The sequence below is a fragment of the Andreprevotia lacus DSM 23236 genome (assembly GCF_900176275.1).
GTDB lineage: Bacteria > Pseudomonadota > Gammaproteobacteria > Burkholderiales > Chitinibacteraceae > Andreprevotia > Andreprevotia lacus.
Genome location: NZ_FWXD01000002.1, coordinates 1 through 26,059, shown reverse-complemented (window position 1 = coordinate 26,059; position 26,059 = coordinate 1). Strand labels below are relative to the sequence as shown.

The following is a 26,059-nucleotide window of genomic DNA, read 5'->3' as shown; positions in this document are numbered from 1 at the left end:
CCTGCGGGTTCGGGGTATTTCGGGCGGTTCGCTGCGTTGCAAACCGCTTGCGGTACCCGTACCGCGGCGCGTTCTGCGCCTTGCGCTCCATCCCGAACTACCCCGAACGCAAGCGTGAAATAAGTGTTAACAGGCCCTAGCTCCGTGCCACGAACGAGCGACAGCGAGGCTCCCTCGCGGCGGCGAGGGCGGGGGGCGTGGAATCAAACAGAGAGCGCTGCTGTTTCACCTGCCCGAACAAAAAAGAACCCGGCTATGCCGGGTTCTTGATGCCGGTTATCCGCAGACAACCGGCACGGGGCACATCAAGGCGCTCACTTCTGCGTGAAATCCAGCGCAGCAGTCAGGTCACCCATCGGCTTGAAGCCGTTGCTCACCAGCGCGGTATCACGGTCAACCAGACCTTGCAGCGGGGTCAGGCCGAAGCGGTGCGTGATGAAACGCAGTGTCGACGCGGTGTCGTACTGGGTGTGGTCGATGAAGCCCTTCTTGGCATACGGCGAGATCACGATGGCCGGGATACGTGTACCCGGGCCCCAGCGGTCAGCCTTGGGCACCTTGGCGTGGTCATAGAAGCCGCCGTTTTCGTCGTAGGTCACCACGATCAGCATGTTCTTCCACTGCGGGCTGGCCTGCAGCTTGGCGATCACGTCGGCAATATGGTTGTCGCCATCGGCCACGTTGGCATAACCGGCATGCTGGTTCAGGTTGCCCTGCGGCTTGTAGAACGTGACCGGCGGCAGCTTGCCCGCAGCAGCATCAGCCAGGAAGGATGCGTCGAAGTCCTTCAGGTGGGCAGTACGTTCCGCGGCACCAGCAGTGGTGTTCGGATCGAAGCGGTTGTAGTAGTTGAACGGCTGGTGGTGCGGCTGGAACTGCGTCTTGCCGGCATAGATCACCGAACGGGTTGCATTCGGCGCATCGGCGGTTGCCGCATTCCACGCACCGCTGTACCACGCCCAGTCGATCTTCTTGGCAGTCAGCAGGTCACCGATATTGGCCTGGCTCTGCGCCGGCATGGTGCTGGCCTTGCCCGGATCGGCATAGGCAGCCACGCCGCTGGCGGCAGCGGTATTGCCGCTGGGCTGGTACGGCGGCTGCATGGTGTTGACTGCGTAGAACTTGCCCGAGGCATCCTTCGGCGTCAGCGTGCTGTCGTTCTTGTAGGTCGGCGCGCCGTTCAGCACCGAATTCGTTGCAGTGGCAGCCGGCGTCAGGCGTACGAAGTTGCCGTTGGCATCCACATCGATGGCCGAGATGCTGTTCTTGGCCGGCGAGGTGTCGGCATCGGCATTCGGGTAGACCGGCGCACAGGCGCAGATCAGGTACTGGTGGTTCAGGAAGGAACCGCCGAACGCGCCCTGGAAGAAGTTGTCGGCCAGCGTGTATTGCTGTGCCACCTTCCACATGGCCATCTTGCTGCCGTCGTAGTAGCCCATCGACAGGCCGCCGGCGTCGGAGTACGCCGCGTACTTGTCGTTCTTGCCACCGTTGATCTGCATCTGGTTGTTGTAGAAGCGGTGCACCAGGTCACGCGTGGTCACCGATTGCGACACCACGATGCCGGTGCCGTTCACGCCAGCAGCGTTATCGATCTGGAAGGGCTTGTTGGCCCAGCCGGTGGTTTGCGCTTGCGTCACGGTCACGCTCTGGCCGGCGGCGGTCAGGCCACCCCAGGTCGGCGGCAGCACCGACAGCGTGCTGCCGTCGAAATCCTTCTGCGGCTCGGCAGCGGCGGTATCGGAAGTCGGATTCACGCCCGGCACGCCGTTGGCGCCCGGGAACAGGCCGTACAGGTTGTCGAAGCCACGGTTTTCGGCGTAGATCACCACCACGGTGTTGATCTTGTCCAGCGCCAGGCGGTTGCGCAGCGACTTGGTCACGTCACCGCTCTTGCCAGCTTCGTTCACGGCGTCGGCAATACGGGCCAGGGTCTGGTCGATTTCGGTCTTGATGACTTGCTTGGCAGTGGCATCGGTCAGCTTGTTGTGGTCGGTCACGAGCTGATCGGCGCTCACGCCCAGGCGGGCGGCCAGTGCGGTCTTGGCAGCGTTCAGGTCGCCGCCGTTGTCGTCCATGATGGCAGCCAGTTCGGTGCTGATGGCGCTGACCACGGTATTGGCCGAGGCCGGCGCGCGGAACACCAGCGGTGCGGTCACGACGGTGGCAACCTTGCTGTCCGGATCATAGCGGGTGGCGTCGGTGCCGATTTCGGCCACAACGGCGCCAGTGCCGCTCAGCGTGAAGGCGCCGTTGTCGTCGGTGTAAACACTGGTTTCGCCGCTGTCGCAACGACCGTTGTTGTTGGTGTCCAGGCAAACCTTGGCATGGCGGTAGTAGCTACCGGTGACCACGCCGCTGGTGCTTGCCGTCGTCGTGCCCGACGACGACGAATCACTGCTGCAGCCATAAAGGCCAGCCGCGATCGCCGCAGCGATCGGCAGCAAGGTGTATGCGCGTTTCATCTCTGTCATAACCTGTGTAGTTGTAGAAAAACGCGGCGATTATGTGAATGCGCTTGTTACGTTTCGGTTTTACGTACATTTCAGAGGGCAAATGAAATGTACGAAACTTACAACTACATTTCAGTCACAAATCCGTCATTTGCACTCCCTAGACTCGGCCGCTCACGACATCCCTGAGCGAAAGGTCGCCCCATGCGCGGACGCTTCTTCACCCCGGCCATGCCCTTGCGTACTCCGCTGCTGCTGGCCGCTGCACTGGCGCTGACCATGGCGCTGAGCGCCTGCAAGGGGCAGGATGCACAGCAGGCAACGGCCGCCAGTGCTCCACCATCGGCCAATGCCGACTACGCCCCCACCCTCAAGCATCAGCCGACTGCAGCCCAGCTCACCACCATGGGCCGCCAGCTGTTCTTCGACCGCACGCTGTCAGCCTCGGGCCAGATGTCGTGCGCCACCTGCCACGATCCCGGCCATGCTTTCGGCCCGGCCGGCAAGCAGGACGTGCAGATGGGTGGCGCCGACGGCAAGCTGGCCGGCACACGCGCCGTGCCGTCGCTGCGCTACCTGCAGACCGTGCCGCCGTTCAGCGAGCATTTCTTCGACAACGACGGCAACGACAGCGAAGACGCCGGCCCGACCGGTGGCCGCACTTGGGATGGCCGTGCCCGTTCGGCACACGAGCAGGCCCGCCTGCCGCTGCTGGCCAGGAACGAAATGGCCAATGCCAGCCCGGCGGACGTCGCCGACAAGATCATGCACGGCCCGAATGCCGCGCTGTTCAAGCAGACTTTTGGTGACGACATTTTCGACAACAAGGACAACGCCTTCCGCTGGGCGACCATGGCGCTGGAAGTGTTCCAGGAAAGCCCGGCCGATTTCTATCCCTACACCAGCAAGTACGACGCCTTCCTGCGCAACCAGGTGAAGCTCAGCGCGCAGGAAATGCACGGCCTGCAGCTGTTCAACGCCGACGACAAGGGCAACTGCGCGTCGTGCCACATCAGCCAGCCGACCGCCGACGGCGCCTTCCCGCAGTTTTCCGACTTCGGCCTGATCGCGCTGGGCGTGCCGCGCAACGGCAAGCTGCCGGCCAATGCCGACAAGAACTACTTCGACCTCGGCCTGTGCGGCCCCGAGCGCACCGACCTGAAGGATCACAAGGAATATTGCGGCCTGTTCCGCACCCCGTCGCTGCGCAACGTGGCGCTGCGCCAGACCTTCTTCCACAACGGCAGCTTCCACAGCCTGGAAGATGTGGTGCGCTTTTATGCCACGCGCGATACCAACCCGGAGCGCTGGTATCCCAAGGATGCGCACGGCAAGGTCATCAAGTACGACGACCTGCCGCAGCCCTACCAGGCCAACGTCAACAACGAAGCTCCGTTCGGCCGCAAACCCGGCGACCGCCCAGCGCTGACCGAGGCCGAGATCAGGGACGTAGTCGCCTTCATGAAAACGCTGACCGATGGCTACAAGGTCGAGCCGAGCAAGCAGCAGACTGCACAGCGCTGACTCCGCTGCTGCGCCCGGCAAAAAGCCCCGGTCAACCCGGGGCTTTTTCTTGATGCAACTGACTGATTAACCAGCCAGATAAACCTTGGCCTCACGCGGGTTCAACCACACGGCCTCGCCCACCTTCCAGTCGCCTTCGGCATAGCGTTCGCGCGTCAGCTCGACCTCGACCGCATCGTGCTCGGCCACCTCGACCTCCAGCCGCACGGTCGAGCCCAGCAGCCGGATGTGCGACACCACGCCGGCAATGCTGCTGCCCGCCGCGACGCGGCTCAGGTCGATTTCGTGCGGGCGCACATACAGCGTGGCGTTGGCCGCGTTGGGTTCATCGGTCTGCGTGATGCGCGCGCCAGCCACTTCGGCCCAGCCGTCGTGCACGCGCGAGTGGAACAGGTTGATGTCACCCAGGAACTGGTACACAAACGGCGAGGCCGGTGTGTCGTACACCTCGGCCGGTGTGCCCACCTGCTCGATTTTGCCCTTGTTCATCACCACCACGCGGTCGGCCACTTCCAGTGCTTCTTCCTGATCGTGGGTCACGAAAACCGAGGTGACATGGATTTCGTCGTGCAGGCGGCGCAGCCAGCGGCGCAGCTCCTTGCGCACCTTGGTGTCGAGCGCACCGAACGGCTCGTCCAGCAGCAGCACGCGCGGTTCTACCGCCAGCGCACGCGCCAGCGCGATGCGCTGGCGCTGGCCGCCGGACAGTTGTGCCGGAAAGCGGTCGGCCAGCCAGTCGAGCTGCACCAGCTCCAAGAGGCGATGCACGCGCTTCTTGATCTCGGCCTCGGACGGGCGGGTTTTCTTGGGGCGCACGCGCAGGCCGAAGGCGACGTTCTCGAACACGGTCATGTGGCGGAACAGCGCGTAGTGCTGGAACACGAAGCCGACCTGACGCTCGCGCACATGGGTGTCGGTGGCGTCTTCGCCGTGGAACAGGATCTGCCCGTCATCGGGTGTTTCCAGCCCGGCAATCACGCGCAGCAGGCTGGTCTTGCCGCAACCGGACGGGCCCAGCAGCGCCAGCAGTTCGCCCGACGCCACTTCGAGGTTGATGTTGTCCAGCGCCTTGAACTCGCCGAACTGCTTGGAAATATTCTTGATTTCGATACTCATGACTGTTCCTTATTCCACCGCATCTCGGCGGGCGGCGGCGGCTAATTGCTCGGTACGCCATTCCACCAGCGACTTGGCCGCCAGCGTCACCAGTGCCAGCAGCGCCAGCAGCGAGGCGCAGGCAAAAGCGCCGACGAAGTTGTATTCGTTGTACAGAATCTCGACATGCAGCGGCAGCGTGTTGGTCTCGCCACGGATATGACCGGACACCACCGATACCGCGCCGAACTCACCCATCGCCCGCGCATTGGCGAGGATCACGCCGTACAGCAGACCCCACTTGATGTTGGGCAAAGTGACGCGCCAGAAGGTTTGCCAGCCCGATGCGCCCAGGGTCATTGCTGCCTGTTCTTCCTCGCTGCCTTGCGCTTCCATCAGCGGAATCAGCTCGCGCGCCACGAAGGGGAAGGTGACGAACACGGTAGCCAGCACGATGCCGGGAATGGCGAAAATGACCTTGATGTCGTGATCCATCAGCCACGGCCCCCACCAGCCCTGCGCGCCGAACATCAGCACATAGATCAGGCCCGCCACCACCGGCGATACGGCAAACGGCAGATCGATCAAGGTGATCAGCACGCTCTTGCCACGGAAATCGAACTTGGCGATGGCCCATGCGGCCGCCACGCCGAACACGAGGTTGAGCGGCACGGCAATCGCGGCGGCGGTCAGGGTGAGCTTGATCGCCGACAGCGCATCGGGTTCGACCAGCGCGGTCAGATACAGGCCCCAGCCCTTTTTCAGTGCCTCGTAGAACACCGTGAACAGCGGCAGGACCAGGAACAGGCCGATCAGCAGCAGCGCCAGCGTAGTCAGCGTATAGCGCACCCACGGCACCTCAGTGGTGACGATGGAGCGTTGAGTCAGTGCAATCGTCGCCATCGTTTATCTCCGTCCCAGGCGTTTGGCCGACCACCACTGCAGGCCGTTGATCAGCAGCAGCAGCCCGAAGGACACCACCAGCATGACCACGGCAATCGCGGTAGCGCCGAGGTAATCGTATTGTTCGAGTTTGGAAATGATCATCAGCGGGGTGATTTCCGACACGTAGGGCATATTGCCCGCAATGAAGATCACCGAGCCGTATTCACCGATGGCACGTGCAAACGCCAGCGCAAAACCGGTCAGCAGCGCCGGCAACAGGGTCGGCAGGATCACTTTCCAGAATATCTGCAGACGAGTGGCGCCCAGGCTGGATGCAGCCTCTTCAAGCTCCACCTCCAGATCCTGCAGCACCGGCTGCACCGTGCGCACCACAAAGGGCAAGGTGATGAAGGTGAGCGCCAGCACGATACCCAGCGGGGTAAACGCCACCTTGATGCCCAGCGGCGCCAGCAGCTCGCCCATGGAGCCATTCGGCGCATAGATGGTGGCAAGTGCAATGCCGGCGACGGCGGTAGGCAGCGCGAACGGCAGATCAACCAGCGCATCGATGAAGCGCTTGGCCGGGAAGCTATAGCGCACCAGCACCCAGGCAATCAGCAGGCCGCTGAACAGGTTGATGAGCGCCGCCAGCAGCGATGCGCCAAAGGTCACGCGATAGCTAGCCAGCACGCGTGGTTCGGTCACGACGGCCCAGAAGGCATGTGCGGTCAGCCCGCTGCTCTTGAGCAACAGCGCCGACAGCGGCAGCAGCACGATGATGGTGAGATAGAGCAGCGTGTAGCCCAGCGACAAGTTGAAGCCGGGCAGCACGCTATGTTTCTTGAAAGCCATGACGGGCGTAATCCTTGTTTGCGCGCTTATTTCTTGGCGATGGCGGCGGCGATCTGGTCATAGATGCCACCATCATCGAAGTGCACTTTCTGCGCCTTGGCCAGGCCGCCGAACTCGTTCACGCCGAACAGCTTCACCGGCGGGAACTGCTTGGCATACTTGGCGGCAATGCCGGCGTCACGCGGGCGCAGATAGTTTTGCGCAGCGATCTCCTGGCCTTCCGGGCTCCACAGATACTTCAGGTATTCCTCGGCGGCCTTGCGGGTGCCCTTCTTGTCCACCACCTTGTCGACCACCGCCACCGGCAGGTCGGCATCGATGGACACGCTCGGGTACACCACCTCGAAACCGCCACGACCGAACTCACGCGCAATCATTTCGGCTTCGTTCTCGAAGGTCACCAGCACATCGCCGATCTGACGCTGCATGAAGGTGGTGGTGGCAGCACGGCCACCAGCATCCAGCACCGGCACATTCTTGAAGACATCAGTGACGAACTGGCGCGCCTTGGCGTCGTTGCCGCCCGCCTGCTTGAGCGCATAGCCCCACGCGGCCAGATAGGTGTAGCGGCCGTTACCGGATGTCTTGGGGTTGGGCACGATCACCTGCACGCCCGGCTTCACCAGATCGTTCCAGTCCTTGATGCCCTTGGGGTTGCCCTTGCGCACGATCAGCACCTGCAGACTGGAGAACGGCGCAGCCTCATTCGGCAGCTTCTTGTCCCAACCCGGATTGATCTGCTTGCCTTTCTCGACGATGGCGTCGATATCGGTGCTCTGGTTCATGGTCACCACGTCGGCTTCCAGCCCGTCGATCACCGCGCGCGCCTGCTTGCTCGAACCACCGTGCGATTGCTGGATGGTGAGCTTGTCCTTGAACCTGGCGTCGTAATACTTGGCGAAGGCCGGGTTGTAGTCCTTGTAGAAGTCGCGCATCACGTCGTAGCTGACGTTGAGCAGCGTGGTATCGGCCAGTACCGGGGTGGCCAGCGCGAGTGTCAGCAAAGCGGCGAGCAGGCGGGACATGGGTTTACTCCTGTAAGCAATGTACGGATTGTCGCCAAAGCGTTTAGAACCACAAAGACGATTGTGTTCTCATCACAAAGCGGAAAGGCATAAACAAACAGGGGCGCGGTTTGCGCCCCTGTTGTGCTGTTCAAAACCCAGCAAGCCTGACGACCATTTACAGATTGCCATGCGGAAAACACGCGATTTAACAACGACCTGCCGTCCGTGCCACCGGCACGGCAAGCAGCGCAGTTTCAGCCCCCGGACAAACAAGAACCCGGCATTGCCGGGTTCCGGGTACAGCGTGAAGCATGCAGGAATTACAGCGTGGCAATCGATACTTCGGTCGATTTCACGAAGGCGATCACTTCGCGGCCCGGCTTCAGGTCCAGCTCCTTGACCGAGCGGGTGGTGATGACCGAGGTCACGATGCCGGACGGGGTGGTGACATCGACTTCCGACAGCACCGGGCCTTCGATGATTTCCTTGATGGTGCCACGGAACTGGTTGCGTACATTGATCGATTGAATCGCCATGATGATGCTCCTGAATGAAAGTGATCGTTGAAGCTGCTTGGGCAGCAAGCTGCGTACGTTTCAACATTAACAACAAGCAAATATCTCTCAAAGTAATTTGATATTTGCTTGTTATTTCTTTTTGATATTAAACATTATTGCTGTGAGGCTGGTGCGCGCCCCACAAAACCCGGCACAACGCAGCCAGCAGGATTGACGCGGCTAGAGCGCCCAGCGCAGCGCCCCCAATGCCACCGGTTCCGGCTCAGGAATGGCCTCACGATCCGGCAAGGCGAGCACACGCGACAGCACGCGCTCTTCCAGCGCGGCAAAACCGGCCGAGCCACGCACCCGGCTGCGTGGCAGCGGCACCGGCAAATCAAGCCCCACCCGCCCCTCCTCGATCAGCAAGACGCGATCGCCCAGCGCCACCGCCTCTTCCACGTCATGCGTCACCAGCAGCACGGTAAAGCGGTGCTGTTGCCACAGGCGTTCGATCAACTGCTGCATCTCGATGCGCGTCAGCGCATCCAGTGCGCCCAGCGGCTCGTCCAGCAGCAGCAATTGCGGCTCGTGGATCAGCGCACGTGCCAGCGCCACACGCTGCCGCTGGCCGCCCGAGAGCTGGCTGGGCCATTTGTGTGCGTGCTCGGCCAGGCCGACCTCGGCCAGCACCGCACGCGCCTTGTCCTGCCACGCGCCACTCAGACCAAGGCCGACGTTCTGCAGTACGCTTTTCCACGGCAGCAGCCGCGCATCCTGAAACATCAACCGGGTATCGAAATGACCGGTGTCCAGCGGGCTGCCGTCGGCACGCACGTCGCCCGTCGAAGCGGACTCCAGCCCGGCAATCAAACGCAGCAAGGTGGATTTGCCGCAGCCTGAGCGGCCAACGACGGCAACGAATTCACCGGCACGGATATCCAGATCAAGCGCCTGCAGCACGGTCTGATCGCCAAAGCGCTTGGACAGATTGCGCAGGGTGAGCGCCACGCCGGCCGAGGGGGTTACGGTGGTTTGTGTCATGGTCATCCCCTTATTGGTAGGCCGGGTGCCAGCGCAACCACACACGCTCCAGCTGGCGTGCGCCGTAGTCGCTCAGTTTGCCGAGCAAGGCATACAGCAGGATGGCCAGCACCACCACGTCGGTCTGCAGGAATTCACGCGCGTTCATCGCCAGGTAGCCGATGCCTGAACTGGCCGAAATGGTTTCGGCCACGATCAGCAGAATCCATGCAAAACCCAGTGCAAAGCGCACGCCAACCAGGATGCTGGGCAGCGCCCCCGGCAGGATCACGTCGCGAAACAGCGGCCAGCCGCGCAGGCCGTAGCTGCGCGCCATCTCGACCAGGTCTTTATCGACCGAGCGAATGCCGTGATAAGTGTTGATGTAAACCGGGAACAAGGTGCCGAACGCCACCAGGAACAGCTTGGCGGCCTCGTCGATGCCGAACCAGAGGATGACCAGCGGAATCAGCGCCAGCGGCGGCACGTTGCGTATCATCTGCACCGTGGTATCGAGCAGCAGCTCGCCGCGCCGTGACATGCCGGTAATCAGCCCCAGCAGCAGGCCGATGCCGCCGCCGATGCCGAAACCGATGGCGGCACGCCAGAAGCTGATCTTCAGGTGCGCCCACAGCTCGCCGCTCTGCCACAGCCGGCTGCCGGCCTCCAGCACGGCCAGCGGCGCCGGCAGGATGCGGCTGGTCAGCACGCCGTGCGTGGCTGCCCATTGCCACAGCAGCACCAGCAGCGCTGGCACGATCCACGGTGCGCTGCGTCGCCAGACCGGCACGGCCAGAGTCGAAATCGCGCTCGCCATGGTCAGCTCGCGGCGGCCAGCACCGGGGCCGGTGTTGGCTCCAGGGCAGCATCCGGCTTGGGCAACGTACTGGGCAGGATGTCATTGGCAATGATCTCGCCAAACGGCCCGGTCAGGTTGACCTGGCCCGCCGGCTTGACGTGATCCAGCGGCAACAGCGGGAACAGCAGCTCGGCGGTGCGGTAGGCTTCTTCCAGATGCGGGTAGCCCGAGAAAATGAAGGTCTCGATGCCCAAGGCCGCATATTCCTTGATCCGGTCAGCCACTTCCTGCGGGCTGCCCACCAGGGCTGTACCTGCGCCACCGCGCACCAAGCCGACCCCGGCCCACAGATTGGGCGAGATTTCCAGGTTGTCGCGGCGGCCGCCATGCAGCTCGGCCATGCGGCGCTGGCCCACCGAGTCGAAACGGGCAAACGCCTGCTGTGCCTTGGCGATGGTTTCATCGGTGACGTGGCTGATCAGTTCGTCGGCCGCCTGCCAGGCTTGCTGGCTGGTTTCGCGCACGATCACGTGCAGGCGGATGCCGAAGCGTACTTTGCGACCCAAGGCATCGGCCTTGTCTTTCACCGCCTTGATCTTCTCGGCCACTGCCGCCGGGGGTTCACCCCAGGTGAGGTAGACATCGACCTGCTCGGCAGCCAGATCAACCGCCGCTTCGGACGAGCCACCGAAGAACAAGGGCGGATAGGGTTTCTGCACCGGCGGGTAGAGCGTCTTGGCGTTTTCCACCTTGAGGTGCTTGCCTTCGAAATTGACGCTCTCTCCGGCTGCGACACCACGCCAGATCTTGAGGAACTCGTCGGTGACTTCGTAACGTTCGGCATGGGTGAGGAAGCTGCCATCGCCATGCTGTTCATCCGGGTCACCGCCGGTCACCACATTGATCAGCAAGCGGCCATTGGAAATGCGGTCCAGTGTGGCCGCCATGCGCGCCGAGACGGTGGGCGAAATGATGCCGGGGCGGATGGCGACGAGGAATTTGAGTTTCTCGGTAAACGGCGCCAGGGATGAAGCCACCACCCACGAATCCTCGCATGAGCGACCGGTGGGGATCAGTACCCCTTCAAAACCCAGCTGGTCGGCAGCCTGGGCAATCTGCTTGAGGTAGGCGTGATCGACGGTGCGCGCACCGACCGAGGTACCCAGATAGCGACTGTCGCCATGCGTGGGCAGGAACCAGAACAGTTTCATGATTGTTTACTCCTGGGCTGCCGCAGCGTCATTGCGGCGGCAGCACGATGTCTTTGACGGTAATGGTCTTGGGTATGAGCTTGAGCTCGGCAAAGCGGTCGGCGATGCGCTGCTGGTCGGCGGCCACTTGCGGCGTCAGCCAGCTCACGCGGAAGCTGGGGCGGCGGCTCACCACGGTTTCGAAAGTAGGGACATCCAGCCCGATGGCCTTGCTGAGGATTTGCGCGGTTTCCCTGGGCTGCTTGTCGAGGAAGTCGTCGTTGTCGCTCAACGCATCGAACACCTGCTGCAGCTGCTTGCCCTGCTGGGCAGCAAACTGCCGCGAAGCCAGATAGAAGGTGTAGTTGGCACTCAGGCCCTCGCCGGTGGTCAGCACACGCGGCTTGAGCGCACGCTCGGCAGCGGCATAATACGGGTCCCAGATCGCCCACGCATCGACCGCCTTGCTCTCGTACGCGGCACGCGCATCGGCCGGGGCAAGAAAAACGGGCTGGATGTCGTCCCACTTCAGCCCGTTCTGGTCCAGCGCGCGCACCAGCAGCCAGTGCGCGCTTGATCCCTTCTGCAGCGCGATCTTCTTGCCCTTCAGGTCAGCCAGTTTCTTGATAGGTGAATCGGCCGGCACCAGGATGGCCGATGCCTGCGGCTTGGGCGGCTCGTAGCCAACGTAGACCAGTTGCGTGCCACCGGCCTGCGCAAAGATGGGCGGGGTATCGCCCGTCATGCCGAAGTCGATGCTGCCAACGTTGAGCGCCTCCAGCAGTTGCGGCCCGGCAGCGAACTCGGTCCACTTCACCGTGTTGCCCTGCGCCGCCAGCTTCTTTTCCAGCAGGCCACGGCTTTTGAGCACGATGAGGTTGAGCGAGCTTTTCTGGTAGCCGATATGGATTTCGGCCGCAGCAGCAGTACCGGCCAGCGCCAACGCCAGCAGTGCGGCGCCCAGTTGTTTGATCGATGGCATGACGTTCCCCCCGCCTGGCTGCGCTTACTTGCCGGCGACCAGTGCATCCTTGATCTGCACCGGTTTGGGGATCAGCCCCAGTTTGTGGAAGGCATCGGCGATCTTCTGCTGGGCTTCGGCGGTTTTGGCGTTGATCGGCTCGACGTTGTACGAGTAGCGCGACACGGCCAGCGCGACGATATCCGGCGACAGGCCCAGCAGCGGCGACAGTTCCTTTACCACTTCGGCCTGATTCTTGCTCGCCCAATCGTCGGTCTTGTCGAGTTCATCCAGCAGCGCGGCGATGACCTTGGGGTTTTTCTCGGCATACGGGCGGGCAGCGAGGAAGAATTGGGTGTTGGCCACCAGACCCTTGCCATCAACCACGATCTGCGCGCCCAGCTGTTTTTCGGCGGCAGCCAGGAACGGATCCCAGATCACCCAGGCATCGACCGAGCCACGCTCGAATGCGGCGCGCGCATCGGCCGGCGCCAGGTAAACCGTCTGGATATCGGTGTAGGCCACGCCGGCTTTTTCCAGCGCCTTCACCAGCAGGTAGTGCACGTTGGAACCCTTGTTCAGCGCGATCTTCTTGCCCTTCAGGTCGGCCACGCTCTTGATGGGCGAGCCCTTGGGCACAACGATGGCTTCGGCAGTCGGCGTGGGCGGCTCGTTGCCGACGTAAACGAGGTTGGCACCGGCAGCCTGGGCAAACACAGGTGGCGCTTCACCGGTCGTGCCGAAATCGATGGCGCCGACATTCAGCCCTTCCAGCAACTGCGGGCCAGCCGGGAACTCGGTCCACTTCACGTCCCAGCCCAGTGCCTTCAGGCGCGGTTCCAGCGTGCCGCGCGCCTTGAGGATGGTAAGCGTGCCGTATTTTTGATAACCGATGCGCAGGGTCTCGGCGTGTGCCGCAGTGGCTGCCAGCAGCCCGGCAGCAATCAGCAGCAGGGAAGCAATCGTTTTCTTCATGGTGGTTCTCGCTTTTGCAATTAATGTTGTTTTGAGTGGCCGGGCTGTACCGGCAGGCCCGGCACGACGCAGCCAGCAGGGTTGGTTGGCAATCGCTAAACGGAAATGCCGCCGATGCGGATCTGTGCATTCAGCGCGTGCGGGTCCAGCTGCACCACGCCGGGGTTGGGCAAGTGGGCAATGAAGCGGGCAACAGCCGTGTTGAGGCGTGCGGCAATGTCGTCGGCAACGACCAACTCGCCGTTGTCGCCCCACACCAGCTCTTTGTCGGTGGCATAAATACCGCCCAGGATGTGGCGCGCCTTGAGCGCGGTCAGCACCGGCTGCAGGGCATAATCGACGGCCAGCATGTGGGCCGGGCTGCCACCGGTGGCCAGCGGCAGTACTGCGTGCTGCGCCAACGAACGCTCGGGCAGCAGGTCGAGGATCACCTTGAGCGCACCGCTGTAGGCAGACTTGTAGACCGGCGTGGACACGATCAAGCCGTCAGCCTCGGCCACGGCCTGCTGCAGGCGCACAATGGAAGGGTGGTCGAAATGCGCGTAAAGCAATGATTCGGCGGGGAAATCGGCCAGAGAGAATGCCTTGATGGTCACCCCGAACGATTCAAGCAGATGGACAGCGCGGCGCAGCAGGCCATCCGAGCGGGAGCGGACGCTGGGACTGCCGGAAATGGTGACGACCGTGGGCATGGCTAATTCCTTTCAGAGCTGAATGTGTTATTTGATGTGCTCGGAAGGAATTTATGGGAACGCCTTTATTCCCACAAATACTTTTAAATTAATTCGAAATAACCATTGTTGATTATTAAACAGCGCTTGCCGACCGACGGCAGCGTGCGCTATTGAAATTAATAAACTGGATTATAATAATCATGGATATGAAAAAGCCGGACTTCACCCAGCGTTTTGGCTTTCTGGTCAACGACGTGGCGCGGCTGCATGGCCGCCGCTTTGACCAGCGGGTGCGGGAAATCGGCCTGACCCGCGCGCAGTGCCGTGTGCTGGGCACGCTGTACATGCGTGATGGCCAATCGCAGGCCGCACTGGCCGAGCTGCTGGAGCAGACGCCGATGGCGATCGCCCGCATGACCGACCGCATGGAAGCCGCCGGCTGGCTGCGGCGCGAACCGCACCCGGATGACCGCCGCATCAAGCTGCTGTTTCTGAACGACGCCGCCGAGGGGGCACTGCGCGAGGCCATGCGCATTGGTGACAGCGTGCAGGCCGAGGCGCTGGCCGGCCTGAGCGACGACGAAACCAGCCAGTTGCTTGCGCTGCTGCAAAAGGCGCGCACCAACCTGGCCCAACTGGAAAGGCCGGAGTACGTACCACCGGACGATTGAGCATCAATGAGCGAACAGCACCACTACAACGTTGCCCACAAGGGCATGATCACCCTGTCCATCATGCTGGCCACCATCATGCAGGCGCTGGACACCACCATTGCCAACGTGGCGCTGCCGCACATGCAGGGTGCGTTGCAGGCGTCGCAGGATCAGATCACCTGGGTGCTGACGTCGTATATCGTGGCAGCGGCCATTGCCACGCCGCTCACCGGCTGGCTGTGCGGGCGCTACGGCCGCAAGCAGGTCTTTTTGATGGCCGTAGTGGGCTTTACCGTGGCATCCGCGCTGTGCGGGCTGGCCGAATCACTGGTGCAGATCGTGCTGGCGCGCTTGCTGCAGGGCATATTCGGCGCTGCGCTGGTACCGCTGTCGCAGGCCGTTTTGCTGGACATCAATCCGCGCGAGAAAGTCGGCCAGGCCATGGCGCTATGGGGTGCCGGCATCATGGTCGGCCCCATCATGGGGCCCATGCTGGGCGGCTGGTTGACCGATGCGTATGACTGGCGCTGGGTGTTCTACATCAACCTGCCGGTGGGCCTGTTTGCCTTCTACGGCATCTGGCGCTATCTGCCCGACAGCCGGCCAGCCAGCAGCAAGCTCGACCTGTTCGGCTTTGCCATGCTCAGCCTGTCGGTCGGCTTCCTGCAGATGTTTCTGGATCGTGGCGAGCAGCTGGACTGGTTCAGCTCGGCGGAAATCTGCATCGAGGCCGTCGGCGCCGTGGTCTGTTTTACCTATTTCGTGCTGCATACGTGGACGGCCGGTGCGCAATCCTTCTTCAACCGCGCGCTGCTGCTGGACCGCAACTTCGTCACCGGGCTGGTTTTTGCCTTCATCGTCGGCGTGATCCTGTATGCCACCATGGCGCTGCTGCCCTCGTTGCTGCAGGGCTTGCTGGGCTATCCTGTGGTGGAAACCGGCATCATCACCGCGCCGTCCGGTGTGGGCACCATGCTGGCGATGATGATCGTGGGGCGGTTGATCCACCGTTTCGACATCCGCGCCATCATGGCCTTCGGCTTTGCGCTCACCGCGTTCTCGCTGTGGCAGATGGCGCAGATGACGCTGGACATGGGCGTGAGCCTGGTGGTGTGGTCGGGCTTCATCCGCGGGCTGGGCATCGGCTTCGTGTTCGTGCCACTCTCGACCGCCACCTTTGCCACCCTGGCACCGCAACTGCGCAACGAGGGCACCCCCATCTACAGCCTGCTGCGCAATCTGGGCAGCAGCGTGGGCATCTCCATCGTGCAGACCATGCTCACCCAGGGCAGCAACCGCGCGCACGCCAATCTGGCCGAGGCGGTCAACCTGTCCAACCCCAATCTGGCCGGCCTGCCGGCCATGCTGGACTCGCACAGCGCCGCCGGGCTGGCCATGCTCAACAACGAAGTGACCCGGCAGGCGGCGATGATCGGCTATCTCGACGACTTCCACGTGATGATGTGGGTCACCTTGCTGGCCATGCCGCTGCTGCTGCTGATACGCATGCCGGGCAAGCAACCGGCCAAACAGGATGACGAGGCCGAACTGGCGCACGCGGTGCTGGAGTAGCCAGCCCCTACCCGGCCACCTTGGGCCGCAGGAAATCAATCAGCGCCCGCACCTTGGCGGGCAGATATTGCGCAGCCGGGTAAACTGCATAGATGCCCCCCTTGGGCAGCGACCATGCCGGCAGCAACTGGATGAGCTGCCCGGCAGCCAGCGCATCGGCCACCATGAAATCGGGCAGCACCGACGCCCCCACGCCGGCACGTACCATGTGCAGCACCAGGCTGGCGCTGTTGGCACGCATGACCGGCCGCATGCGGACATGCGCCTGTTCGCTACCCGCGGTAAATGACCAGTTCAGCGGTGACTTGAGTTGCGACAGCACCACCCATGGCAGCGTGGCCAGATCAGATGGCTGTTGCAATGGCGCATGCCGGTCGAGCAAGGCCGGCGCTGCGATCGGCAGCTGGGCAAAATCACCCAGCTTGAGTGCATGCAGGCTGGAATCGTGCAATGCCCCCATGCGGATCGCCAGGTCCAGCCCCTCGCCCACCATGTCGAGCACGTGATCGCTGACGATGACCTCGACCTCCAGCGCCGGGTGCAGCAAGGCAAACTCGGCCAGCCACGGCCCGAGTGCGCCGCAGGCATAGTCCACCGGCGCAGTCAGCCGCAAGCGGCCCTCCAGCGCGGCGCGCGTTTCGCCGGCACGTGCCACCACCTGGCCCAGCGCGGCCAGCAGCGGCGTGCAATCGCGGTAAAGTGCCTCACCGGCCTCGGTCGGCGCCACACGGCGCGTGCTGCGCGTGAACAGCGCCACGCCCAGCTCGGCCTCCAGCCGGGCTACCTGCTGGCTGACCAATGACTTGGCCACGCCCAGCCGGTCGGCCGCCGCACTGAAGCCACCGGCCTCGTACACGGCAATGAAGAGTTCGAGTCGATTGAGATCGGGTAGCGCCATGATTTCTCGTGCTCTCAGCCCAAGGCCAGCCCGGCCACGCCAGCGGCAATGAGCGCGGCGCCCGCCAGCCGCCGCGCCACATCCCCCTCGCCCAGCAGCCGTGCGCCAAAGAACGCCCCCAGCAGCATCGACATCTCGCGCGCGGGCGCCACATAGCTGATCGGCGCGGTCTGCATCGCCGTCAGCACCAGGATGTAGGATAGCGGCGCCAGCGCACCGATACCCAGCATGTGGGGCCATTTGCTGCGGAAGGTGGCCAGCAGATCCTCCCTGTCACCCAGCGCATGAGGCGCCATGATGAGCAGACGCAGCGCGCTGCCGAAGTAACACAGCAGCAAGGGCGCTATCTGCAGGTGCTGCACGGCATAGCCATCGCTCAGCGTATAACAGGCAATGAAGGCGCCAGTGGCAAGGCCGTAGCCCAGCCCTGCACGCAAGCGTGCGTCCGGCCATCTGAACATGGCCGGCCCGCCGGCCAGCATGAACACGCCCCCCACCACCAGCAGCGCGCCGACGGCGGCCAGCCAGCTTGGCCGCTCGCCCAGCAGCAGGATCGCGCCGGAAACCGACAGCAGCGGGCCGCTGCCGCGCGCCAGCGGATAAACCACCGACATGTCGGCCAGCCGGTAACCTCGCTGCAGGCAGATGGCATAGCCGATATTGAAGAAGGTGCTGGCCAGCACCAGTGCCCATTGCAGGGCAGACCAGTGCAGTCCGTCACGCTGTATCAGCCAGGCCGCCATGGGCAGATACACGATGGTGGAGAACAGGCTATAGCCCCAGATCAATCGACCGCCGCCCTGCGCACGCTTGGCCAGCAGATTCCAGCAGGCGTGGATGACGGCAGCGGCAATCACCAGCAGAAGATCGGTCAGCGACATGGGTTGAGCGAGATTGCAAAGGGGCAACCCTAGCATATTGCCCGGCCCTGCCGCCCGTCGCCTGAGCGCGTTTTGCGGCGCTGTCACACTGATTTCAGTGAACTTTTGGTATCATCGACCCATCTTGGTAACCGGATGTACATCCCCCAATGGACGACCCTGCGCAGGCGACCAGCAAACCCAGCTGGCTGGAGCGCCTGACCCACTTCCTGCTGCGCGAACCCGAAGACCGCGGCGAACTCGTAGAAATTCTCCACTCCGCCTTCGAGCGTCATCTGCTCGATGCCGACGCGCTCGGCATGATCGAGGGCGTGCTCAATGTCGGCGACATGCAGGTGCGCGATGTGATGGTGCCGCGCAGCCAGATGGACGTGATCGACATCAGCCAGTCGCCCGAGCAGTTCATTCCCTTCGTGATGCAGACTGCGCACTCGCGCTTTCCGGTCATCGATGGCAACAAGGACGATGTGCTGGGCGTGCTGCTGGCCAAAGACCTGCTGCGCTACTACGCCGAGGGTGCAGACAACTTCAGCGTGCGCGACATGCTGCGCCCGGCGGTATACATCCCCGAATCCAAGCGGCTGAACGTGCTGCTCAAGGACTTCCGCAACAACCGCAACCACATGGCCATCGTGGTGGATGAATACGGTGGCGTGGCCGGCCTGATCACCATCGAGGACGTGATGGAACAGATCGTCGGCGATATCGAAGACGAATACGACTACGACGAAACCGAAGACAACATCGTCATCGACCGGCGCGGCCACTGGCGCGTCAAGGGCCTGACCGAGATTGCCGACCTGAACGAAGCGCTGAAGTCCGCATTCTCCGATGACGAATTCGATACCGTCGCCGGCCTGATCACCCGCCAGTTCGGCCATGTGCCCAAGCGCGGTGAAAAAATCGCCTTTGACGGCTTCCAGTTCCAGATCGTGCGTGCCGACAGCCGCCGCGTGCATTCGGTGCTGATAGAAAAGCTGCCGGACGACGAGGACGCGGCTTGATCCGCGCCATTGCGCTGCATCTGCTGCTGGCCGCCTGCGGGGCGGCCAGTGTTTTTGCATATGCGCCCGTGGACTGGATGCCGCTGCTGCCGCTGTCGCTGGCAGCACTGTTTTTTGCCGTCGAAACCGCACCCACCAAGCGCCGCGCAGCGCTGGCCGCCTTTGCCTGGGGGCTGGGCTATTTCACCGGCAATGTGCACTGGATTTTCATCAGCCTGCACAACTTCGGTGGCATGCCGGTATGGATGGCGGCGGGCTGCGTGCTGTTGTTCTCGGCCTATCTGGCCCTCTTTCCTGCGCTGGCTGCCTGGCTGGCGCGCCGCCTGCCCTGTCCGCCGCGCTGGCGGCTGGGCCTGCTACTGCCCACTGTCTATATCGCCACTGAATGGCTGCGCGGCTGGCTGTTCACCGGCTTCCCGTGGGCGGTAATTGGCAATAGCCAGACCGTGGCGCTGGCCGGTTTCTTTCCGCTGCTGGGCGTGTATGGCGCCGGCTGGCTGGCCGCGCTGGCAACGGCGCAATGGCTGGTGCACTGGAAACGCGGGCTGATCTTCACCGCAGCGCTGGGCGTAATCGGATTTGGCCTGCAGCAGATTGCCTGGACCACGCCGGCGGGCCGGCCGGTCACGGTGAGCATTCCGCAGGGCAATATCCGCCAGGACGAGAAATGGGACAGCGCGCTTTACATCAACGCGCTGCGCATCAATCTGGGCCAGGTGGCACAGGCACGCGGCGAGGTGATCGTGCTGCCGGAAACGGCCATCCCCTCGCTGTATCAGGACACGCCGACCGAATATGTCACGCGCCTGCAGGACAGCGTGCATGGCAAGAAAGCAGCGCTGCTGATGGGCTTTGCACTGTATGGCAACAGCCCCGATGTGTATTACAACGGCGCAATGAACCTGGACACGCCCACGCAGTTTTATGCCAAGGCGCATCTGGTGCCGTTTGGTGAATACGTGCCGGTGCCGTGGCTGTTCGGCTGGATGTACCGCTATCTGAACATGCCGCTGTCGGGCTTCACCCCCGGCAAGGAACAACAGGTGCCGCTGCAGGCCGGGCCACTCAGGGTGGCAGCCAACATCTGCTATGAAGATGCGTTTGGCGACGAGCTGCGCCGCAACAGCGGCGATGCTGACGTGATGGCCAATTTCTCCAATATGGCGTGGTTCGATGGCTCGTGGGCGGCCGAGCAGCAGGCGCAGATGAGCGCGGCACGCGCACTGGAAAACGGCCGCTGGATGCTGCGCGCCACCAATACCGGCGTCACCGCCGTGATCGACCAGCGCGGCCGGCGCGTGGCCGAACTGGCACCGCGCACCCGCGCGGTGCTGGAAACCACCGTGCAAGGGCGGCGCGGCTACACGCCTTACATGCGCTGGGGCAACTGGCCGGTGCTACTGGCGATGCTGGCCACCGTGCTGGGCTGCGCCTGGCGATCCCGCCGCCGATCCTGAACGGCTTTGCATTTGCCGTGGACGTTGTAAGCTGAAACGAGGGCCAAGCCGGCCCTCGTGCAGCAATGAGAGCGGACACCCGGTGCAACGATGCTGGCAAGCGCGTACAGCCAGCAGGATAGCCGCTCCAGACACGCCGGATGCTGCCGGCAGCACCAGCCGGCAGCGGGAGACAGCATGGACGCCCGCCGCTTTTTCGACATGCTCTGGCAGGACTACACCCGCCTTGCACCGCAGGCCGAATCGATACGCGCGCGCTTTGGCGGCGCCGCCGTCATCAACGATCATGTGGCCTTCCGCACCTTTGCCGACAGCCCGATCGGGATCGCGCAACTCGAACCCGTGCTGTTTGCGCTCGGCTACCGTCGCCACGCCCCTTATGATTTTCCGGACAAGCATCTGCATGCCTGGGGCTATGTACATGACGATGCCGACCTGCCGCTGGTTTTCCTGTCCGAATTGCAGGTGCAGCTGCTGCCCATGATCAGCCGCAGCATCGTGCAGCGCGCGATTGCCGCCATTCCGGCCGATATCGAGGCAACGCCCCGGCTGTTCTGCGCCGGCCGGCTCTGGCCGGCGGTCAGCGCGGCCGAATACCAGCAGGTGGCCGATGACAGCGAATACGCCGGCTGGCTGCTGGCACACGGGCTGCATGCCAATCACTTCACCATTGCCGTACACAGGCTGCAGCCGCCGCAGTCGCTGGTGGACGTGGTCGCGCAGGTCGAGGCCGCAGGCCATGCCATCAATACCGCCGGCGGGCGCATCAAGGGCACGCCGGCCGAGCTGCTGGAGCAAGCCAGCACGCTGGCCGACCGTATCCCGGTTGCATTTGCCGACGGCACGCTGGTGGTGCCATCGTGCTATTACGAGTTCGCGCTGCGCCACCAGGATGCCAATGGTCAGCTGTACCAGGGCTTTGTGGCGGCCAGCGCCAGCCGCATTTTCGAATCGACCGACCGGCCAGGGCTGCTGTCATGAAGCCGCTGCTGCTGGGCATGATGCTGACTGTCAGCCAGGGCTGTGCCAGCGTCACGCACGCGCAAGAGCTGCCGCAAATCAACTGGGTGCTGCTCGACTGGCAGCCGGTCTTCCTGCTGCACGAGGGACAAACGCCCGGCAGCCCGCAGGAGCTGGGCAGCGGCATGGCCGACAAGGCGCTGAAACTGCTCGCCGCGCGCCTGCCGCAATACCGGCACCAGTACCGTCGGGGCGACTCGCAACGCGCCTTCGGCGAAATGGCGCGCGGCCAGCCGGTCTGTTTCTTCCCCTCGTTCCAGACCGAGGAACGACGCAAGTTTGCCTACCAGCTACCGGCGATGATGACGGTGCCGCATCAGCTGGTCATCGATCAGGCACAGCAGGCGCGCTTTCGCACCGATGCCGACGGCGTATCGCTGGCCGGCCTGCGCAAGCAAGCGGTACTGCGCGGCTATGTGGAAAAAGGACGCTCTTATACCTCGGCACTTGATGTGCTGATTGACGCCCCCGGCAGCGCGATACGGCGCATTGCCCAACCGGAAAAAAGCCATCTGCTGCGCCTGCTGGACAGCGGGCAGATCGATTACACGATTGAATACCCCTACGTGGTGTCGTTCCAGACACAAAACGGGGTGTTCAACCACACGCTGGTCACACTGCCGATCAACGAGCTGACCACACCGCTGGTGTGGCACATCTCGTGCACGCGCAATGAATGGGGCAAGGTGGTCAGCCGTGATCTGGCACAGGCGCTGCGCGATCTGGCCGGGGAGGCCGACTGGCGGCAGATTTCCGAGCAGGGCTTGTCAGCGGCTACGACTCAGCGCTATCACGCCCGCTTCAAGGCTTTCTACGATGCACTCAAACTCAACGGCAATACGCCGCCGTAAACACGGCGGCCAAAACCTGCGCCCGGCGGGAGGATGGCAATGAAATGGCTTGTGGCGGTACTCATCTGCTTGAGCACGGCCTGCCATGCGGCAGCTCCGGCGCAGGTGATTACCTGGATGCTGTACGACTGGCCGCCGATCTACATCATCCCCACCTGGGCGCCGCCCCGCACGGTCAACGAGCTGGGTAACGGCATCGGCGATCATGTGCTGACGGCCTTGATCCAGGAACTGCCGCAGTACGAGCACCGCTTCCAGCGCGCCAACCTCACCCGCATCTTCAGCGAAATGCAGCAGGGCAACCCGGTGTGCTATGCCACGGCACTGCGCACGCCGGAGCGCGAGCGCTTTGCCTATTTCTCGCCAGTGCAAGCGATGCCGCCGATCCATGTGGTGCTGCGTGAGGACACCGCGCGCAAGCTTGCAGGTACGGGGGGCAGCATTGCGCTGGCGCAATTGCAAAGCGCCGGGCTGCGCGGCCTGTACGAACTCAAACGCAGCTATGGCAAGGTGCTGGATGGCTTCATCCAGCAGCAGCAAGGCAAGATACAAGCGCAACAATCCGAGGGCGTGCGGCAGCTGTTGCTGATGGTCGAGTCTGGCCAGAGCGACTATGCGTTTGAGTACCCCTTCGTGGTGGAGTACCTGCGCCGCCAGTCGGCATTCCGTAGCGGTGTATCGATGCTGGCCATCAACGATAACAACCAGGCGCTGCTGATGAGCAATGTGGCGTGCACGCGCAGCCCGTGGGGGCGCAAGGTGATCGCGGATATCGACGGTGCCATCCGCCGCGGCGCGCTCAAACCGCTGTTGCGGCAAGCCACGTCGGGCTGGCTGGCGCCGGAAATCCAGCAACGCTACCAGACCCGCTTTGATGCTTTTTACGACGCGCGGGTGCGCGCACCCGACATTTCACCACCATAGCGACAGCGATGCCGACAAGGCACGCGAAACACAGGCAGGACAAGCCGTACGACGAGTGAGCATCCGCTGCCAGCAGGGGTTTGCTGGCGGCTCCAAGCACCCGGAGGCCGCATGCGCAAGATCGTGGTCATCGGCGCCGGCAAGATCGGCGCCAGCATTGCCAAGCTGCTGGTACACAGTGGCGACTATGACGTGACCGTGGCCGACCGCGACGAGGCTGCGCTGGGCAGGCTGACCGAGCGCGCGCCGGTGCGCGCCAGCCGGCTCGACAGCAAACAGGCCGGCGCACTGGCGCAACTGCTGGCCGGGCAGGATGCCGTGGTGTCGGCCACCAGCTTCGACGTCAACCCGCAGATTGCCCGCGCTGCGCTCGCGGCCGGCTGCAGCTACTTCGACCTGACCGAGGACGTGGCCACCACGCGCGCGGTGCGGCGCGTGGCCGGCGCAGCGCTGCCGGGGCAGATTTTCATGCCGCAATGCGGGCTGGCCCCCGGCTTCATCGGCATTCTGGCTGCCGCGCTGAGCCAGCGTTTCGATGTGCTCGATACCGTCAAGATGCGCGTCGGCGCGCTGCCGCAGTACCCGAGCAATACCGTCAAATACAACCTGACCTGGTCGACCGACGGGCTGATCAACGAATACTGCAACCCGTGCGAGGCCATCCACGAAGGCCACCGCATCGACGTACTGGCGCTCGAAGGGCTGGAGCATTTCGCGCTGGACGGACTGGAATACGAAGCCTTCAACACCTCGGGCGGGCTGGGCACCTTGTGCGAAACACTGGCCGGCCGCGTGCATACGCTCAACTACAAGACGGTCCGCTACGCCGGCCACCAGTACCTGATGGATTTTCTGGTCAACGGCCTGCGCCTGGGCGCCAGCCGCAGCGGGCGCCGCCAGCTCAAGCAGATGCTGGAAGCCGCGATACCCATCACCTTGCAGGATGTGGTGCTGATCTTCGTCTCGGTATCCGGGCAGCTGCACGGGCAATTCCGCCAGATCACCGATGCACGCAAGCTGTATCACCGCGAGCTGTTCGGCGAGAACTGGAGCGCCATCCAGCTCACCACCGCAGCCAGCGCGGCGGCCGTGCTCGACCTGCACTTTGCCGGCCGGCTGCCCGAATGCGGCTTTGTGCGGCAGGAAGACGTGCAGCTGCACGATTTTCTGGACAACCGCTTTGGCCGTTATTACGCCACCGATCGTTACGCCGAGGAAATACCGGTCTGAGCCCGGGTGATACCAGGCAAGGAGTTCACCATGCACACCCTGGCAACACTGGCCCCGGCGCTGGGCCTGACCGCACTGCAACGCGGCGAGCAGTGGCCCGCTGCCAGCATTGCGGGGCAGGCGCACTACCCGGCGCATATCCCGCTCCCCCTGGTCAGCCCCATCGATTGCGCCGGCCACGGCGAGCTGCTGCCTGCCGGCCCTGCGGAAACCGAACTGGCACTCGCCACGGCGCAGCAGGCATTCACGCAATGGCGGCTGGTGCCGGCACCGCAGCGCGGTGAGCTGGTACGCCGCATCGGTGACCGGGTGCGCACCCACAAGCATGAACTCGCCGCACTGATCACGCTGGAAGCCGGCAAGATCATCAGCGAGGCCGAGGGCGAGGTGCAGGAGTGGATAGACATCTGCGACTTCGCCGTTGGCCTGTCGCGCCAGCTGTGCGGACTGACCATGGCCAGCGAACGCGCGCAACACCGGCTGCAGGAGCAATGGCATCCGCTCGGCGTGGTCGGGGTGATCAGCGCGTTCAACTTTCCCGTCGCGGTCTGGGCGTGGAATGCCATGCTGGCGCTGGTGTGCGGCAACAGCGTGGTGTGGAAACCATCGGAGAAAACGCCGCTGTGCGCGCTGGCAGCAACACGGCTGGTGCAAGACGTGGTGGCAGGCTTCGATGCCGCGCCGGCGGGCCTGCTCGGCCTGCTGCAAGGCGGCACCGAGGCCGGCCGGCAACTGGCGGCAGACCGCCGCGTGGCCTTGCTGTCGGCCACCGGCTCGGTACGCATGGGGCGGGCAGTAGCACAAACGGTGGCTGCGCGGCTGGGGCGATCATTGCTGGAGCTGGGCGGCAACAACGCCGCCATCGTCACGCCCAGTGCCGATCTTGATCTGGCCTTGCGCGGCATCGTATTTGGGGCAGCCGGCACTTGCGGGCAACGCTGCACCACCTTGCGCCGGCTGATCGTGCATGAATCGGTGGCTGATGCACTACTGGCCAGACTGCAGGCCGCCTACGCCAGCCTGCGCATCGGCGATCCGCGCCTGCCCGATACACTGATCGGCCCGCTGATCGACCACGCTGCCCTGCAGCAGATGCAGCTGGCACTGACAGCCGCAGAGGCACAGGGCGGCACGGTGCGGCAAGGCGGCGGCGGCATCACGCAAGGCGTGCCGAATACAGGCGCTTATGTGGCGCCCGCCCTGGTCAGCATGCCGGCACAGACGGCCATCGTGCACGAGGAAACCTTTGCCCCCATCCTCTACATCCTGCGCTACCGTGATCTTGATGAAGCGATTGCCATGCAGAACGCGGTATCACAAGGACTGTCGAGCGCCATCTTCAGCAACGACGTGCGCGAGGTGGAGCAATTCATCGGTCCGGCCGGTTCGGACTGCGGGTTGGCCAATGTGAATGCGGGGACGTCGGGGGCCGAGATCGGCGGCGCGTTCGGCGGCGAGAAGGACACCGGCGGCGGGCGGGAATCGGGATCGGATGCGTGGCGCGCCTATATGCGGCGCGCCACCAACACCATCAACTACGGCAGCACGCTGCCGCTGGCACAGGGCGTGAAGTTCTAGGGCCTGTTAACACTTATTTCGCGCTTGCGCTGGGCTGCAAAAAGGTCAGATACAAG

Annotated in this window: 24 protein-coding genes; 10 read left to right on the top strand and 14 right to left on the bottom strand. The window is 63.6% G+C overall.

The window, feature by feature from the left end; all coding sequences use genetic code 11:
* Window positions 1-314 precede the first annotated feature (314 nt).
* Complete coding sequence (gene acpA, locus B9A19_RS01945; protein WP_084088864.1) at window positions 315-2,465, bottom strand: acid phosphatase; 2,151 nt, start codon at window positions 2,463-2,465, stop codon at window positions 315-317.
* Between the two features lie 192 nt (window positions 2,466-2,657).
* On the opposite strand from acpA, the gene B9A19_RS01940 reads away from it, so the two are divergent.
* Window positions 2,658-3,977 carry a cytochrome-c peroxidase gene (locus tag B9A19_RS01940; RefSeq protein WP_245804241.1) on the top strand — a complete coding sequence of 440 codons (1,320 nt, stop codon included), beginning with the start codon at window positions 2,658-2,660 and terminating at the stop codon, window positions 3,975-3,977.
* A gap of 66 nt (window positions 3,978-4,043) precedes the next feature.
* On the opposite strand, the gene B9A19_RS01935 is transcribed toward B9A19_RS01940, so the two are convergent.
* The 11 genes from B9A19_RS01935 to ssuE all read right to left on the bottom strand — a co-directional run bounded on the left by B9A19_RS01935 (window position 4,044) and on the right by ssuE (window position 13,953).
* Window positions 4,044-5,093 carry a sulfate/molybdate ABC transporter ATP-binding protein gene (locus B9A19_RS01935; RefSeq protein ID WP_084088863.1) on the bottom strand — a complete coding sequence of 350 codons (1,050 nt, stop codon included), beginning with the start codon at window positions 5,091-5,093 and terminating at the stop codon, window positions 4,044-4,046.
* Between the two features lie 9 nt (window positions 5,094-5,102).
* A complete protein-coding gene (cysW, locus tag B9A19_RS01930) occupies window positions 5,103-5,975 on the bottom strand; it encodes a sulfate ABC transporter permease subunit CysW (protein WP_084088862.1) in 873 nt (290 codons plus the stop codon).
* Between the two features lie 3 nt (window positions 5,976-5,978).
* Window positions 5,979-6,809, bottom strand: a complete 831-nt coding sequence (gene cysT, locus B9A19_RS01925) for a sulfate ABC transporter permease subunit CysT (RefSeq protein ID WP_084088861.1) — start codon at window positions 6,807-6,809, stop codon at window positions 5,979-5,981.
* Between the two features lie 26 nt (window positions 6,810-6,835).
* Entirely contained in the window at window positions 6,836-7,834 is a 999-nt protein-coding gene (locus B9A19_RS01920) for a sulfate ABC transporter substrate-binding protein (protein WP_084088860.1), read from the bottom strand.
* Window positions 7,835-8,136: 302 nt separating this feature from the next.
* Window positions 8,137-8,352 carry a TOBE domain-containing protein gene (locus B9A19_RS01915; RefSeq protein WP_035060534.1) on the bottom strand — a complete coding sequence of 72 codons (216 nt, stop codon included), beginning with the start codon at window positions 8,350-8,352 and terminating at the stop codon, window positions 8,137-8,139.
* Between the two features lie 201 nt (window positions 8,353-8,553).
* Window positions 8,554-9,357: an aliphatic sulfonates ABC transporter ATP-binding protein gene (gene ssuB, locus B9A19_RS01910; RefSeq protein WP_084089068.1), complete on the bottom strand. Its 804-nt coding sequence runs from the start codon at window positions 9,355-9,357 to the stop codon at window positions 8,554-8,556.
* 10 nt (window positions 9,358-9,367) lie between these two features.
* Entirely contained in the window at window positions 9,368-10,153 is a 786-nt protein-coding gene (ssuC, locus tag B9A19_RS01905) for an aliphatic sulfonate ABC transporter permease SsuC (RefSeq protein WP_084088859.1), read from the bottom strand.
* A 2-nt stretch (window positions 10,154-10,155) separates the two neighbouring features.
* Window positions 10,156-11,346 (bottom strand): FMNH2-dependent alkanesulfonate monooxygenase, encoded by a 1,191-nt coding sequence (gene ssuD, locus B9A19_RS01900; protein ID WP_084088858.1) that lies wholly within the window; start codon window positions 11,344-11,346, stop codon window positions 10,156-10,158.
* A gap of 28 nt (window positions 11,347-11,374) precedes the next feature.
* Window positions 11,375-12,307: a sulfonate ABC transporter substrate-binding protein gene (locus B9A19_RS01895; protein ID WP_084088857.1), complete on the bottom strand. Its 933-nt coding sequence runs from the start codon at window positions 12,305-12,307 to the stop codon at window positions 11,375-11,377.
* 24 nt (window positions 12,308-12,331) lie between these two features.
* Window positions 12,332-13,261 carry a sulfonate ABC transporter substrate-binding protein gene (locus tag B9A19_RS01890; RefSeq protein ID WP_084088856.1) on the bottom strand — a complete coding sequence of 310 codons (930 nt, stop codon included), beginning with the start codon at window positions 13,259-13,261 and terminating at the stop codon, window positions 12,332-12,334.
* 95 nt (window positions 13,262-13,356) lie between these two features.
* Entirely contained in the window at window positions 13,357-13,953 is a 597-nt protein-coding gene (gene ssuE, locus B9A19_RS01885; protein ID WP_084088855.1) for an NADPH-dependent FMN reductase, read from the bottom strand.
* A 182-nt stretch (window positions 13,954-14,135) separates the two neighbouring features.
* Between ssuE and B9A19_RS01880 the strand changes: the two genes are divergently transcribed.
* Window positions 14,136-14,606 carry a MarR family winged helix-turn-helix transcriptional regulator gene (locus B9A19_RS01880; protein WP_217806954.1) on the top strand — a complete coding sequence of 157 codons (471 nt, stop codon included), beginning with the start codon at window positions 14,136-14,138 and terminating at the stop codon, window positions 14,604-14,606.
* A gap of 6 nt (window positions 14,607-14,612) precedes the next feature.
* On the top strand, window positions 14,613-16,160 hold the full coding sequence (locus B9A19_RS01875; protein WP_084088854.1) for a DHA2 family efflux MFS transporter permease subunit: 1,548 nt from the start codon (window positions 14,613-14,615) through the stop codon (window positions 16,158-16,160).
* Between the two features lie 7 nt (window positions 16,161-16,167).
* On the opposite strand, the gene B9A19_RS01870 is transcribed toward B9A19_RS01875, so the two are convergent.
* Window positions 16,168-17,058: a LysR family transcriptional regulator gene (locus B9A19_RS01870; protein WP_084088853.1), complete on the bottom strand. Its 891-nt coding sequence runs from the start codon at window positions 17,056-17,058 to the stop codon at window positions 16,168-16,170.
* A gap of 14 nt (window positions 17,059-17,072) precedes the next feature.
* On the bottom strand, window positions 17,073-17,939 hold the full coding sequence (locus tag B9A19_RS01865; protein ID WP_084088852.1) for an EamA family transporter: 867 nt from the start codon (window positions 17,937-17,939) through the stop codon (window positions 17,073-17,075).
* Between the two features lie 149 nt (window positions 17,940-18,088).
* On the opposite strand from B9A19_RS01865, the gene B9A19_RS01860 reads away from it, so the two are divergent.
* The 7 genes from B9A19_RS01860 to amaB all read left to right on the top strand — a co-directional run bounded on the left by B9A19_RS01860 (window position 18,089) and on the right by amaB (window position 26,003).
* On the top strand, window positions 18,089-18,943 hold the full coding sequence (locus B9A19_RS01860) for a CorC family transporter (RefSeq protein ID WP_084088851.1): 855 nt from the start codon (window positions 18,089-18,091) through the stop codon (window positions 18,941-18,943).
* Window positions 18,940-20,400 carry an apolipoprotein N-acyltransferase gene (gene lnt, locus B9A19_RS01855; protein WP_084088850.1) on the top strand — a complete coding sequence of 487 codons (1,461 nt, stop codon included), beginning with the start codon at window positions 18,940-18,942 and terminating at the stop codon, window positions 20,398-20,400. Before B9A19_RS01860 ends, lnt begins: the two co-directional genes overlap by 4 nt.
* Before the next feature lie 177 nt (window positions 20,401-20,577).
* The gene (locus B9A19_RS01850; RefSeq protein ID WP_084088849.1) at window positions 20,578-21,381 is read left to right on the top strand and encodes a DUF1338 domain-containing protein; all 804 of its coding nucleotides are present in this window, start codon (window positions 20,578-20,580) and stop codon (window positions 21,379-21,381) included.
* Window positions 21,378-22,271, top strand: a complete 894-nt coding sequence (locus B9A19_RS01845) for a TIGR02285 family protein (RefSeq protein WP_084088848.1) — start codon at window positions 21,378-21,380, stop codon at window positions 22,269-22,271. Before B9A19_RS01850 ends, B9A19_RS01845 begins: the two co-directional genes overlap by 4 nt.
* A 39-nt stretch (window positions 22,272-22,310) precedes the next feature.
* Window positions 22,311-23,195 (top strand): TIGR02285 family protein, encoded by an 885-nt coding sequence (locus B9A19_RS01840; protein WP_176216734.1) that lies wholly within the window; start codon window positions 22,311-22,313, stop codon window positions 23,193-23,195.
* A gap of 111 nt (window positions 23,196-23,306) precedes the next feature.
* Window positions 23,307-24,425, top strand: a complete 1,119-nt coding sequence (locus B9A19_RS01835) for a saccharopine dehydrogenase family protein (protein WP_084088846.1) — start codon at window positions 23,307-23,309, stop codon at window positions 24,423-24,425.
* 30 nt (window positions 24,426-24,455) lie between these two features.
* A complete protein-coding gene (gene amaB / locus B9A19_RS01830) occupies window positions 24,456-26,003 on the top strand; it encodes an L-piperidine-6-carboxylate dehydrogenase (RefSeq protein WP_084088845.1) in 1,548 nt (515 codons plus the stop codon).
* Window positions 26,004-26,059: the final 56 nt, after the last annotated feature.